Source organism: Alicyclobacillus hesperidum subsp. aegles (genome assembly GCF_027923525.1).
GTDB classification, from domain to species: Bacteria; Bacillota; Bacilli; order Alicyclobacillales; family Alicyclobacillaceae; genus Alicyclobacillus; species Alicyclobacillus aegles.
Window position 1 is genome coordinate 132,728 of record NZ_BSBJ01000001.1, and the last position, 12,820, is coordinate 145,547.

At 52.2% G+C, this 12,820-nt stretch carries 11 protein-coding genes, 2 tRNA genes and 1 riboswitch; of the genes, 7 read left to right on the forward strand and 6 right to left on the reverse strand.

Annotated elements, in window-relative coordinates; all coding sequences use genetic code 11:
• Window positions 1-107: 107 nt before the first annotated feature.
• Window positions 108-632 (reverse strand): C40 family peptidase, encoded by a 525-nt coding sequence (locus tag QMF38_RS00725; RefSeq protein WP_058094103.1) that lies wholly within the window; start codon window positions 630-632, stop codon window positions 108-110.
• Window positions 632-774, reverse strand: a riboswitch (cyclic di-AMP (ydaO/yuaA leader). Its footprint overlaps the gene before it by 1 nt.
• 189 nt (window positions 775-963) lie before the next feature.
• On the opposite strand from QMF38_RS00725, the gene QMF38_RS00730 reads away from it, so the two are divergent.
• From QMF38_RS00730 to QMF38_RS00755, 6 genes are read left to right on the forward strand one after another with little or no spacing between them, the layout of a single operon-like run.
• Window positions 964-1,356, forward strand: a complete 393-nt coding sequence (locus tag QMF38_RS00730; RefSeq protein WP_083495996.1) for a RidA family protein — start codon at window positions 964-966, stop codon at window positions 1,354-1,356.
• A 2-nt stretch (window positions 1,357-1,358) separates the two neighbouring features.
• Window positions 1,359-2,318 carry a DODA-type extradiol aromatic ring-opening family dioxygenase gene (locus QMF38_RS00735; RefSeq protein WP_058094102.1) on the forward strand — a complete coding sequence of 320 codons (960 nt, stop codon included), beginning with the start codon at window positions 1,359-1,361 and terminating at the stop codon, window positions 2,316-2,318.
• Between the two features lie 16 nt (window positions 2,319-2,334).
• The gene (locus QMF38_RS00740; protein WP_058094101.1) at window positions 2,335-3,165 is read left to right on the forward strand and encodes an alpha/beta fold hydrolase; all 831 of its coding nucleotides are present in this window, start codon (window positions 2,335-2,337) and stop codon (window positions 3,163-3,165) included.
• Complete coding sequence (locus tag QMF38_RS00745) at window positions 3,162-4,427, forward strand: MFS transporter (RefSeq protein ID WP_058094100.1); 1,266 nt, start codon at window positions 3,162-3,164, stop codon at window positions 4,425-4,427. Before QMF38_RS00740 ends, QMF38_RS00745 begins: the two co-directional genes overlap by 4 nt.
• Before the next feature lie 27 nt (window positions 4,428-4,454).
• Window positions 4,455-5,798 carry an aromatic ring-hydroxylating oxygenase subunit alpha gene (locus QMF38_RS00750; protein ID WP_058094099.1) on the forward strand — a complete coding sequence of 448 codons (1,344 nt, stop codon included), beginning with the start codon at window positions 4,455-4,457 and terminating at the stop codon, window positions 5,796-5,798.
• 33 nt (window positions 5,799-5,831) lie between these two features.
• A complete protein-coding gene (locus QMF38_RS00755; protein ID WP_058094098.1) occupies window positions 5,832-6,323 on the forward strand; it encodes an aromatic-ring-hydroxylating dioxygenase subunit beta in 492 nt (163 codons plus the stop codon).
• A 125-nt stretch (window positions 6,324-6,448) separates the two neighbouring features.
• On the opposite strand, the gene QMF38_RS00760 is transcribed toward QMF38_RS00755, so the two are convergent.
• The 3 genes from QMF38_RS00760 to QMF38_RS00770 all read right to left on the reverse strand — a co-directional run bounded on the left by QMF38_RS00760 (window position 6,449) and on the right by QMF38_RS00770 (window position 10,041).
• Complete coding sequence (locus QMF38_RS00760; RefSeq protein WP_157057182.1) at window positions 6,449-7,351, reverse strand: hypothetical protein; 903 nt, start codon at window positions 7,349-7,351, stop codon at window positions 6,449-6,451.
• A gap of 80 nt (window positions 7,352-7,431) precedes the next feature.
• Complete coding sequence (locus tag QMF38_RS00765) at window positions 7,432-9,300, reverse strand: hypothetical protein (RefSeq protein WP_058094096.1); 1,869 nt, start codon at window positions 9,298-9,300, stop codon at window positions 7,432-7,434.
• 294 nt (window positions 9,301-9,594) lie between these two features.
• Window positions 9,595-10,041 (reverse strand): YfmQ family protein, encoded by a 447-nt coding sequence (locus QMF38_RS00770; protein ID WP_058094095.1) that lies wholly within the window; start codon window positions 10,039-10,041, stop codon window positions 9,595-9,597.
• A 438-nt stretch (window positions 10,042-10,479) separates the two neighbouring features.
• On the opposite strand from QMF38_RS00770, the gene QMF38_RS00775 reads away from it, so the two are divergent.
• Entirely contained in the window at window positions 10,480-11,736 is a 1,257-nt protein-coding gene (locus tag QMF38_RS00775) for an MFS transporter (RefSeq protein ID WP_232302153.1), read from the forward strand.
• A 512-nt stretch (window positions 11,737-12,248) separates the two neighbouring features.
• On the opposite strand, the gene QMF38_RS00780 is transcribed toward QMF38_RS00775, so the two are convergent.
• Together QMF38_RS00780 and QMF38_RS00785 are read right to left on the reverse strand one after the other, a co-directional pair.
• Window positions 12,249-12,338: transfer RNA gene (locus QMF38_RS00780), tRNA-Ser, on the reverse strand.
• Window positions 12,339-12,382: 44 nt separating this feature from the next.
• Window positions 12,383-12,457: transfer RNA gene (locus QMF38_RS00785), tRNA-Gly, on the reverse strand.
• Window positions 12,458-12,820: the final 363 nt, after the last annotated feature.

Consider the following 12,820-nt stretch of genomic DNA (forward strand, 5'->3'; position numbering starts at 1 on the left):
GCAGGCGGCGAAACATACATCGCAAAAGTACATTCGCGAGCCAAAAGGCAAAGGGCTGCAGGCAGTCGATACCTGCAGCCCTTTGCGGGAAACATGGGATTCGTAGATTAGTACATTTTCCTTACAGCTGTAAGGTGGTTGCCCCAATACGATCCCGGTTTGACGCTCAGGAAGCCAACCTTTCCGAGCCCTCCGCCGCACTGAATCATTTCGCCATTGCCTGCGTAAATGCCAACGTGTTTACCATACTCGAAAATGAGCAGATCGCCTGGTTGCAAGTTTGACTTGGGTTCCCTGATTCCCACTTCGTAATACTGCATGCGGGACGACGTGGTGAACTTATAGCCAAGCGCATGATGGTACACGTACTCGACAAAGTTGGAACAATCAAACCCGTATTGCCCTCGGTCTTCGTTATGCCCCCAAATGTACGGGGTACCAAGTTTGCTTTCTGCCACTCTGAGAACAGCGTTGGTTTTTACCTGATACGAGGCGTTTTCGCTGGCCAACGGACGAATGTTGTGATCGATCGAAACCCCTGGCGGCAGATTTACACTTGCCATAGCTATCGTCGATCCCAGTGCGAGCGTGGTTATGGTTGCAGCGACGGTGGAGATTGCCTTCTTGAACATCAAATTCCTCCTAAAGCCTCCGAGGTTAGTTGACGGGTTCGGTGGAAGAACAGTCCCTACGCCCCGGCTGTGCCGGATGGCGATTCACCCCATGTATTGCAGTCCCCCGTACCTGAAATTCAGGATTCGGCTGTTTTTGTGAGTTGTACGTAAAAGGTTATCACGGCGGTAAACCCAATTCCTTATGAGATCAATGGTGCAATTGGCAATCTACTCACGCTAATAGATGATTGTTGACAATATTGTCGGTTCATATCGTGATCGAAACGGGCATAGATTGGGGGCAAGGGAGCATGTGACAGGTGGATTCGTTCTTAGGGGGTGTTCGTATATGCGGCGCACAAGTATTGAAATCGAAGGTGTTACGCACGGTCAGACGCCGATCCCGCAAGGGGCCAGGATAGGGCCATTCGTTTTTTCCTCAGCGATTGCCGGTGTCGATCCCGCGACAAAACAAATTCCGCCCGACCCGTCGCGACAGGTGGAGTTGGCGTTTCAAAACGTCGCCGCCTTTATGCGCAATGCTGGAGGCAGGCCCGATGACATCATCAAGATGACGGTCTACGTCGATGATGACGACATGCGAGCCCTGGTCAATGAGGAGTGGGTCAAGATGTTTCCTGACCCGGCATCCAGACCGGCACGACACGCGATTTGCGGGCCGTTGCGACGGGGTGCACGCGTTCAACTAGAAATCATCGCGGTCATCGCGCAGGAGGTTTAAAGATGGCGAAAATCGTCTTAGGTGTTGGTTCCTCCCATAGCCCGCAAGTAAGTAGTCCGTCCGAGGTGTGGCCCTTGCATGCCCAGCGGGATCGCGAAAATCCGGACACACAGTATGAACAGCGGGAGCTACAGTACGCGAACGTCCTGGCACCACAACTTCGGCCGGAGGTTTGGCAACGTAAGTACGAGCAGTGCCAAATGGCAATCGACCACTTACAAACGGTGATTGCACAAGTAAGCCCTGATGTCATCGTCGTCATCGGAGACGACCAAGAGGAACTGTTTTGGGACGAGGTGAAGCCGGCGTTCGCCGTGTACTGGGGAGACGAAATCGTCGATTTACCACACCGTTTGGAAGACTTACATCCTTCTCTTCGCCCTGTGATCTGGGCCTGGCACACGACGGATGAGCCTGTGCGCTACCGGACCGAAAGCAACTTGGGCAAGCACATCTTGCTGCGCATGACGGAAGAAGGGTTTGACGTTGCACAAAGCAGGACGCAACTGCGAGATCGGTCTTTGGGACACGCGTACACGTTTGTGAAACGGAGGTTGGTGCCACAAGACATCCCAATGGTACCGGTCTTTATTAACTGCTTCTTTCAACCGAATCAACCGACTCCGGCGCGTTGTTATGAGTTCGGGCAGGCGCTGCGGAGGGCAATCGAATCATGGGATGCCGATCTGCGCGTGGCCGTGATCGGATCGGGAGGCTTGAGTCATTTCAAGTTGGATGAATCTTTGGATGAACTGGTCATCCGGGGACTCCAAAATAAAGATGCAAGCATTTTGAAAGCGCTTCCCAGGGATCGGCTGGAGGGGGCTTCGGGTGAAATTCTGAATTGGATCGCGGCCGCAGGAGCCGTTGAACACCTGCAGCTTGAGTATCTCGAATATGTGTCTGGCTATCGCTCACCAGCCGGTACGGGTGTGGGTATGACGTTTGCCATCTGGAGATAAGAGGTGACATGGTTACATGAATGACATCCGTACCATTGAGCGGAGGACTGTTGAGCTGAGTCACGGCAAGACAGTCGTTTGGGAGGCCGGATCGGGGGACCCCGTGGTGCTATTGCACGGTGTTCGATTTTGGGAAGGAGGGGATTATTGGATTTCCACGATTCAAGCACTCTCCGCACAGTTTCACGTGTATGCGCCCGATCTGATGGGGTGGGGCGATGGGGAGAGGCTGTTTGTCGAATATTCGTTCGCATACCTTGTCGATTTCGTGCGAGAACTGCAGGATGCGCTGGGACTTACATCTGCTCACATCGTGGGTCACTCGATGGGCGGTTGGGTCGCGGCCCTGCTCGCCTATGAGAGCCCAGAGCGAGTTCGCACGCTTACATTGGTGGCGAATGGTGGCATGTCCACTTCCACGCCGCACATGATGAAACAGGTGCAGGTGCCTACTCGTGAGGAGCTTGTGCAGTATGCCCGGGGAATCGGGCAGATGCGTGAGAGCGAAATCAACGAGGCCGTAGAAAGATGGCTCGCGCGTGTCGAACGGCCCGATGCAGTGGCTGCGTACACGCTCATCATGCGGCACATGACACATCCGATACACCGAGCCCGATATAATCTCCGCCGAAGATTGCGATACATCAAGGCACCGACGCTCATCGTCTGGGGGGAGTTTGATTTGGTCAATAGCGTCGAATTTGGCAAGGAAATGTATCAGGCCTTACCTGCCGCACATATGGTCGTCCTACCTTGCGGCCACGACTGTGTAAAGGAACAGCCTGATGCCTTTCACCAGGCACTCATCCCGTTTTTACGGGAGTACGCGAAGGGGGATGGACCATGAAGTCCAAATCGTCTTTCTGGACGTATCAGAATGGCATTATTGTGATGATGTTTTTTGCCTTCGGTCTTGTCTTTATGGACCGCCAGAGCATTACGTTTCTTGAGCCTTTTATTATTCCCGCGCTGCATTTGAATAACGCGCAAATAGGTATGTTCGCTTCTGCGTTGTCCGTTTGCTGGGGCGTATCTGCGTGGTTTTTCTCAAGCTATTCCGATCTCATCGGCCATCGCAAACCTATTCTCGTCATCTTCATGGTTATTTTTGCCCTGACATCTGTGCTATCGGGCGTCGTGGGGTCGTTTTTGGCGATGTTTTTCGTCCGCGCCCTGATGGGGCTCTCCGAGGGACCTGTGTTTCCCATCGGCGCAACAGCGGTCAAATCCGTCTCGACGCCAAGTCGACAGGGCTTTAACATCGGCTTTGTGCAAAGCGCCAGTGGTTTACTTGGCAGCGCGATCGCGCCGCTCGTCGTCGTCGGATTGGCCAATGCGTTCAATTGGCGTGTCGCCTTTTATCTATTGGCGATCCCGGCACTTATTCTCACGCTGATAGTGGCGAAATACATGCGTGAACCGCAAATTCGGTATGAAGATACACAGGCAGAAGTGCATCGGTTGCGCTGGTCCGACTACAAGGTGATCTTCCGCAATCGGAACACGTGGCTGTGCCTGATTTGTTCTATTGGTTTTATCACATGGTTGATTACATTTGCGACCTTTGCCCCTGTACTGATGACCGAGGTTGACCACATCAGCACGACACAAATGAGCTGGGCCATGAGTGCATTCGGCTTCGGATCATGGATTTGGGGATTTGTCGTCCCATTCATCTCCGATCGCATCGGCCGCAAACCCGCATTGATCGCCTCTGGCCTCTTAGCGACATTGGCGCCACTCGTGCTTGCGGAGGTGCACACGGGAATCGGCGTGCTGATTGTCCTTCTGTTCGTGCTTGCCATCGGTCAAGGCTTTTCTCCTGTCGTGATGTCCATCATTCCCAGTGAGTCTGTGCCGGCCGTGTTTGCGGCATCGACCATCGGATTGATGATGATGATTGGCGAAATTTTTGGTGGTACTGTCGTGCCTACGCTTGCGGGCGTCGCAGCCGATCATTTCGGATTGACAATGCCGATGTTCATTGCAGCAGCGGGATCGTTCCTCGTTTTCTTGATTGGCTTTGGCGTTCGTGAAACAGCGCCACGTAAAGTCGGTCAGACTCGTCGCGGGGGAAACCAGGCCAATGCATCGATGCCTTCCGTTTAATAACGCTTACAATGGGTGGTGAAGGATATGAAGTATGGCAAACTTGACCGATCGCTTCTCGAAAACGTGCGTGCGAAAGTGCAGCGCGGATTGTTGCCACAATGGGCGTTTACCGATCCGGATGTGTTTCAGGTAGAGCTCGAGCGCATTTTCGCAAGGACGTGGAATTTCCTCGGGCACGAATCTGAGGTCGCACGTCCGGGGGACTATGTCACACGCTGGATTGCGCATGATCCCGTCTTGTTGGTTCGTGATGCAGAAGGCAAAGTGCAAGCTTACCTCAATTCCTGCACACACCGCGGTACGAAACTGTGTACAGCCGACTTTGGAAACAAAAAAGCCTTCACCTGTCCGTACCACGGCTGGACGTTCAATCTTGCGGGGGAACTCACCGGCATTGTCGCAGGAAATAAAGTCTACGGCGAGGAGATGGATCGCAGTCAATGGTCATTGCGGAAGATCCCACGGGTTGAAAGTTATCAAGGCATGATATTTGGATCGCTGAACGAGCATGTAGAACCTCTCGAAACATTTCTAGGGGACATGAAGTGGTATTTTGACTTGATGCTGGGTCGTAGCGATCACGGCATGGAGGTACGCGGCATTCCTCAGCGATGGATCATCCACACCAATTGGAAAATTAGTGCCGACAACTTTGGAGGAGATCCTTATCATACGGCGATGACGCATCGGTCCACCGTTGAATTAGGGATCAGCCCAAAAGATCCTATGTATGCAAGCTACGGATATCAAATCGTCTTGGATAACGGGCACGGCATCAACATCGTTACGCGCCGCAAAGACATGAATGTGCCGCCGTTTCAGGGACTTCCACAAGACATGTGGCCAATGTTTGAACGCAACCTCGATCCGGTGCAACTAGACGTCTTTCGCAACACGATGATTACGGTCGGTAACTGTTTCCCGAACCTGTCATTCGTCAGTCCGATGCATGGGACAGGAGGGCCGGATGAGCCACTGACATCGTTTGTCAATTTTAGGGTATGGAGGCCGCTCACGCCGACTTCGATTGAAGTGACATCGTGGTTGATGGTAGATAAGGATGCCCCCGAAGCGTTCAAAGAAGCATCCTACCTTAGCTACGTCGGTTCCTTTGGCCCGGCAGGCACGCTAGAGCAGGATGATGCGGAAATCTGGACGCGCGTCGCCGAGGCTAGCCAGGGATGGATGACGCAGGACAAAGACGTTCATTACAACAATGTTCTCAACTATTTAATGGGTTTAGACAGAGTTGAACCGGATCCATCATGGCCGGGGCCGGGCGTGGCGTATCCAACGTGTTATCTAGACGCCATTTCGCGGGCCTTTTACGAGCGCTGGATCGAATGTTTACTCGATGACGCGATTTGACCTCGATAGCTGCACGTGAAAGAGGTGGAGCATATGCACTATGATGACATTTGTAGATTCTTGTATACCGAGGCTTCACTACTCGATGCACGCAAATATGAGGAGTGGCTGGATCTGTTGGATGACAATATCCGCTATCGAATGCCGTTGCGTGCAACGCGGGACTTCAAAGACCCTTGTGACATCGTGAATGATATGACGTTTTTTGACGAGACAAAGCAAAGTCTTCGCACTCGGGTGGAACGACTTCGTACAACCTCCGCATGGGCAGAGAATCCCCATACCCGCACGCGTCACGTGGTCACAAATATCCTCGTGACTGGGGAGAATGGCCCGGATGAGGCGACCGTGCAAAGCTATGTGTTAATCCTCCGCAGCATTCGTGACAAACCTGATGTGGAGCAGCTCTTCGGCGAGCGAATCGACGTGATTCGCCGTGTGGACGGGGCGCTAAAACTGGTGGAACGAACCGTTCATCCAGATCAGACGGTTTTATCCATGCTTAACTTGAGTATCTTTGTGTAATCTGCAAGCTGCTTTTTCTCTCGACCAAAACTCGCTGCCCACCCATGTCGGTGGGCGTTTTTACGTGGCGCAGAGAGTAGAAGAACATGAACCCCGCTGCAGGGGAAGCGGGGTTCATGAGGCACTTATGCCTGGGCATTGGTAGAAGTGGTGTCAGAAGGCGATGTTGTCGATTGAGCTCCTTGAATATGAGCACCTTGCGGGAAGGTCCCATTCACCCAGTTCGTAATCCACGAATCAAGGTGCGATTGGATATTGGTCTCTTGCGACGATGTCAACTTTCCCTGGGAGACAGCCGCATTCAAATCGGACTGAATCGTCGATTCCAAATCGGAAATCAGCGTAGATACTGCGATATCCTGTGCCGACGCAACATCGGCCAGTGTCTTGCCCGCTTTTAGGTCGCTTTCCAGCGCCGATGTACTCAGATTCAGGTCTTGAGCCGCAGTTGAAATGAGGCTTCCCTCAAGGGCAAACCTTGCACCCCATCCTACGCGGTGGAATCTGGCGGGATGGTTTGGCAACTTGCCGTTGACCCAATCGCTTATCCATGTATCGAGATGAGATGTAAGCATCGTCTCCTGTGCACTCGAAATTTTCCCATCGGTAACCTCGGTCTTTAGCTGTGTTTGCACGCTTGCATTCAAGTCCGATGTCAACGTAGATGTTGAAACACCTTGCGCCGACGCGATGTCAGCCAGTGTCTTGCCTGACCGCAAGTCATTTTTCAGTGTCGCAGTGCTTATATTGAGATCTTTAGCGGCTGTTGCAAGCAAGAGTTGCCGTAGTTCCAATGGATCCCGACGCCTTTCGGCTTGTCGGTTGCTGGACGTGCTCTTAGAACCCGTCTGGGTCGATGCGAGCACAGTGTGGTGAGATGAGTGTGACACAGATGCGAATACTGCCGTCGAACCAAGCCCGAACGTGAGTGCAGTTGCTAGGGTGCCTAGAATGGTTTTGCGTGTGAAGTGATACGCCATGTCTGTTACCACCTCGATACCGTAATTGGGAGCTTCGTGGCTCGACATGAACATAACACCCAAGTATTGAATTTTGATCGAAGTAGGCAAAGATATTCCTCGGTACCCATGTACATGACCATGAGAGGTTAAGGGGAGACGTCGCTTGGACTGCCACTTCCTTGAAACGCATCAAGCGTCTGACGCATGGCGTCGCTCGGTGAGTTCGCGTACACAGGATTGCCGATGTCGTTCACGATGTGTGCAATCTCGCTACCAGGCTGACCATTTAACCACACCGTCGTTGCATGCGTTATGCTAATGCCAGGTGCGTCTGGCACTTCGATCGCGCTGTTTTGCACGACGGCAGCATCCCGGAAGTAGGAATAGACGCCGATCCCGAAAACCTGGTTTGACGTGACATTGGCCGCGACTTTGTACGAGGCGTAACCGTTTACGGTTCCATTGTGGCTCATCCACGCGGCCTGATTCGGCACATCGTAGGGATCCTCTGATTGGTAGAAGTAGACACGTCCGCCGTTTCCGTTCCATAAGGTTTGATATTGTTCGTGATGTTCATTAAACAGGCCATACATGGTCACGTCATCGCCATTGACAACCAATCCGTTGGCATCCACATTTTGATTCCAGCCAACTCCTGTGCCGTGATCGGCCCGCCATAGCCAAATGTCGTCGCCGATAACATGATTACTGTTGATGACCAGGGAAGCATCGGTCGTTCCGGGGCGCGCTCCACCGACACGGAAGGTCAGGTCGTATAGTATGGTGGGATTACTTGCGTAGTCAAAGTGCGGCGAATGAAATTGTGCCTGACCATGATCTGACCCAATGGTCATCAGGGCCGGGGTGCGTTTTGCGCCAGCATCGATGATGAGGCCAGCAATGCGGACGCCTCCAACGTCGGCGACGGACATGGCCTGTTGCCCGTTAGCCGCAACCAGAGTCGGAAAGCCAAGGCCCATCACAATCGTGTCTGGATGGGTGATCCGGATCGTATCCGTAATCTGATAGGTACCTGGTGTGAAAATGAGGTTTTTGCCTTGATCGAGTGCACGGTTAATAAGAGCGACCGGTGTATTTGGGAATGCAATGAAGAATTGATCGATGGGAATCGAGCGCCCGGGCGTCGCACCATTCTCCCAACTCACACCTTGGCGATTTGTCTGCAATGCAGGTACAAAGACGTTAAACTTGCCTTGATTGTCCATGTACAGGTACGGCTTTTCAGCGATCACGGGCGTCTGCTGAACCACCGTATACGGCTCTGCGGGCCATGTTCCGCTCGGTGGATTTGTGTCACCGACGAAAACCATATTCCATACGCCGTTACTCCAGTTGCCGTACTGATTGTTGCGCGACAACCACTGCTGCTGGGACGCAGGAACGACTTTGCCATCGACCACGGAGTCAGCCATAAAACCTCCGCTTGCATAGCCAGCTCCCCATGAAGACGTGAAATCGAATAAATCTAGGTTTCCTTCGACATGCACCCGCCGAATTGGGGCTTCTTGTGAGACAGCCCATTGCATTCCTTGCGGATCCCACTTGACGCCGTTATCGGTAACGCCAGCGGTTGGATCGACCGTAAGGTTTTCGACTGAGCGCCAGAAGTTGTCTGTGGCGTTGCCATCATTGTACTGTGCGTTGGCGTTAATGTTGCCGTCAATGGTGACGTCTCCAGGATTCTGGCCTAGTCCGGCAACCTGTGTGTAAAATCCTTCTTTAACGTCGACTTGATAACTACCCGGCTTAAAGAGCAATGCATATCCCTGGCTGGCGAATTCGTTGGTCTCCTGCTGGCTGTAGATTGTATCTGCAACTTGCTGGATACTGGAACTCGGCATAGAAGGATCGAACACATACACGTTAGGGCCGAAGATCGTATGATTGGCGTTAGGTATTGGCATAGCAGGTGTATCGGCACTGATCACGGTCAATCCAGGACTGCACACAAGGGACACGCATCCAACTGCACTGAGCCACCATCGAATTTGCATGGGCAAACCATCCCCCTGGTTCTCATAGTTTGTAAAGAGGTGCAGACATGAATAGTACGTTAACGCAGACGTAGACCGCTGCCTTACACCACCTCCACGCCGGCTCAGATTTGCTAAAACGTTAAAGCAAAGGCCACGAGATTGTAAGAGAATGTTCAAGATCATGCATAAGCGGTTGCGTGAGGTTTAGAACCATTGTGGTCAGTAGGGGGACGGTGGGGATGAGAGGCGAGCCGCATACACGCAGGCGCAGTAAGTACCTGCTAGCCATGCAAATCTTGGCTCGCGGAATATTCAAGTGACCCACCAAGCATCGCGAATACACGATTGAAGTACGAGTTCCAGAATTTCTGAAGACACCCGATAGGTTACCTGTCGCTTTCCTTTGTGCCGCACCAGTTGAATCATCCCATCACCATACAGGTATGCAGTAAACTCATACATGCGTTTACCTTGCTTTACGCGAATGAAAATTGGGTTTTTGTTCAAGGCAGGAATTGTGCCATACTCGAACAGAAAATCTGCGTTATTAAACGCCACAATGAACCGATCTCGATCCCGACCGCGTAGTTCCGTGCCGTATACGTTAACGGAAGAAATCTGCGGATTTTCAAGCTTAGGATGTATCTCAAATTTTGAAATCAACTTGTTCATCAACAAGCTGGGCGGAGTCAGCAAAAAGGCGCCCAGCGGCAGGACGACAGCAGATGCGTAAACAAGCCAATGCGGTATAGGCGGCAACGCGGATTCCCCCTCACCAAGTGCCAGCTCCGGCTTAAATATTATAGCTCGTTGCGCCTCAACTCTTATACCCTTCAGAGCGGATTTATTTGGATAATTGTCGAAAAGCTTGGTTGTTGCATATAAATTTGATTTGGCACTGAACCGATTTGTCAGCATGGCTAGACTGGGTTCAGAGGCTGAGGACATCACGCTACTTCGTTAGGTCACGCCTTTTTGGCTAGGTAACGCTGAACATGTGTGCGATCGCAAACAAGGTCGGTGGGCTTTCTGCCTTGCTCAACGGATGAGTTCGGGAATGAATATGACGAACTCAGCACAGGAAGGGATTTATTGAAATGCACAGAATTTGTTTGTGAGTGTGCCATCCTGGTACAGTGCAACGTTATCGCGGTAGCCGTGTGCAGTTCCGATGTGGCTGAAGGGGGAGTATTTCTGTTGTTGCGATGGCATTGGTTTATGGATACGAGTCCCCTGCGCGAGTCCCCAGCGTTTCGTCGGCTCTGGTTGGGGACTGGTATATCCACCTTCGGCGGTTATATGAACACATTTGCGGTAACGCTTCAACTGTACAACCTCACACATAGTTCGCTAGCCATTGGTTTGGCGGGATTGTGCAGCGGAATCCCTACGATGGCTTTCGGTTTGCTCGGCGGCAGCATCGGTGATTCTATGGATCGACGGAAACTTGTTCTCGCCGCGACGAGCGGGCAAACGGCAGTATCCGCACTCTTTGCGGCGCAAGCGTTTATCGGAGTGAAGTTGCAGTGGCTTCTCTACATTCTATTGATTGCGCAGTCGTTATTCGGGGCAATCAACGCACCGGCACGTCGGACATTTTTGCCCCGTATTTTACCGAAACACCGGATACAGGCCGGTGCCGCATTAAACACCGCGTTCACTCGTTTTGGCGAAGTGGCTGGGCCGTCTTTGGCCGGCATTTTGGCTTCGCTATGGGGATTTCAAGTATGCTATGCCATAGACACAATCAGCTTTGCTGCGGCGCTTTACGGTGTCGCTCGTTTACCTGCGATGCCTCCGGAGGGGGGAGCCATCCCCAGAAACTTGCGGTCTATTGGTGAAGGCCTGCGCTTCGTTGTCACGCAACCCGTTTTGTTGGGGGCCTTTTTGGCTGACCTCAATGTGACCGTGCTTGGGGCTATCACACCCCTGTTGCCAGCTCTCAATGCGGCCCGCTTCGAGGGGCGGCCCGATACCCTGGGATTTCTCATGGCTGCGACAGGCATTGGTGGGCTCATGTCTCTTATCATATCCGGCCCGCTTCGTCACCTCTCGCGCGAGGGTCGTGGCATTTTATTTGCCTGTGCGTTTTGGAGTATGAGCGTGATGGGGGTCGGACTCGTTAAGAGTTTGTGGTTAACGCTGCTTTTGCTTGCCATCGCTGGCGCTGCAGACACCATACTTGTTGTGTTACGTTCGACGCTTGTCCAAGTGAGCACGCCGGATTCATATCGGGGGCGTGTCAGCGGTATGGACTATGTCGTGGGGACTGGAGGTCCTAGATTAGGTAGCGTACGTGCAGGTTTAATCGGGACTGTTCTTCCCCCTGGTACCTCGATTTTGATCAGCGGTATCTCATCGCTCGTCGCGATCGTTATTCTCTCCGTGTCTATACCGGAATTCGCAGCCTACACAACGCAAGCGGGTGAGACAATTGCTGACGAAACCCTGTGAAGCTGTCCTGTAGATGGTGTCCCGTTATCCGAATGAGAGCTTGCCGGGACATGGCATCGTGAGTTAGTGGTTAGGACGCAATACCAAGCCAAAGCAAGAATTGTTCGTAGATGGCTGGCCATGCACCAGTTAGCAAGTCAAGTAGTAGCTGAACCATCGAGTTTCACTCCGTCCAGAGTCAGCATCACATTTGATCGACTAACAGTCGCGCGCTTTCCGTAACCGATGACGAAATTTCCAGGCCGCATAGGAGTTTTGATCACGCTGCTATAGAGCAACAAAAATTTAGATAATAATTGTGCATCAACATAATACGGGTGTTTGTTTTAATCTGAAATATTTTGTGGTGGTGCTATCTCGTATGATGTATAAGATGTCGGATACACGAGGGGCTTATGCAAGATGTGTAGAGTACGTCGCGCTTTAGCGGAAGAAATATGGTAGAAGTCTGTTAGCAAACAAAAATGCGGACCCCAAGGCATGTCCCAGGAATCCGCAGCGCGCTGGTTTTTTGGCGGAGAGGGTGGGATTCGAACCCACGGTGCCCTTGCAGACACGGCGGTTTTCAAGACCGCTGCCTTAAACCACTCGACCACCTCTCCAGGTGAAACAAGATGGGGTTGAATACAACCCCATCCGAACTCTCTGGAGCGGAAGACGGGATTCGAACCCGCGACCCTCGCCTTGGCAAGGCGATGCTCTACCCCTGAGCCACTTCCGCATGTCATGCACAACAAACTGCACTAATTAAATTACAAGGTCCGTCGACGTTTGTCAAGCAAATTTTTGTGCGAACGTGTTTATAGAAAAAAGTAACCCATATGCATAAAGGCACGAGCAACGGTCCATAATATGAGCACAGGAGGTTGATGTACCGCAGTAACGATCCAAGTGTTCGTTCCGTGTGGTCGTGTCAACAACCTGACTACAGGAGGTTGATGTACCGCAGTAACGAATCTTAAGTGTTCGTTGATGTGGTGGTATCAACAGCCTTAGCAAAAGGACGGCAGTAACGCCGTCCTTTGTCTTATGTCAGCGTCATTGTATGGGTAAGCTACGTCTGCGATGAGAGTGGAGGGATACG

What these genes read in the sequence shown, in the direction of transcription:
- QMF38_RS00725 (WP_058094103.1), bottom strand. Translation starts at nt 632, where the DNA reads ATGTTCAAGAAGGCAATCTCCACCGTCGCTGCAACCATAACCACGCTC.
- QMF38_RS00730 (WP_083495996.1), top strand. Translation starts at nt 964, where the DNA reads ATGCGGCGCACAAGTATTGAAATCGAAGGTGTTACGCACGGTCAGACG.
- QMF38_RS00735 (WP_058094102.1), top strand. Translation starts at nt 1,359, where the DNA reads ATGGCGAAAATCGTCTTAGGTGTTGGTTCCTCCCATAGCCCGCAAGTA.
- QMF38_RS00740 (WP_058094101.1), top strand. Translation starts at nt 2,335, where the DNA reads ATGAATGACATCCGTACCATTGAGCGGAGGACTGTTGAGCTGAGTCAC.
- QMF38_RS00745 (WP_058094100.1), top strand. Translation starts at nt 3,162, where the DNA reads ATGAAGTCCAAATCGTCTTTCTGGACGTATCAGAATGGCATTATTGTG.
- QMF38_RS00750 (WP_058094099.1), top strand. Translation starts at nt 4,455, where the DNA reads ATGAAGTATGGCAAACTTGACCGATCGCTTCTCGAAAACGTGCGTGCG.
- QMF38_RS00755 (WP_058094098.1), top strand. Translation starts at nt 5,832, where the DNA reads ATGCACTATGATGACATTTGTAGATTCTTGTATACCGAGGCTTCACTA.
- QMF38_RS00760 (WP_157057182.1), bottom strand. Translation starts at nt 7,351, where the DNA reads ATGTCGAGCCACGAAGCTCCCAATTACGGTATCGAGGTGGTAACAGAC.
- QMF38_RS00765 (WP_058094096.1), bottom strand. Translation starts at nt 9,300, where the DNA reads ATGCAAATTCGATGGTGGCTCAGTGCAGTTGGATGCGTGTCCCTTGTG.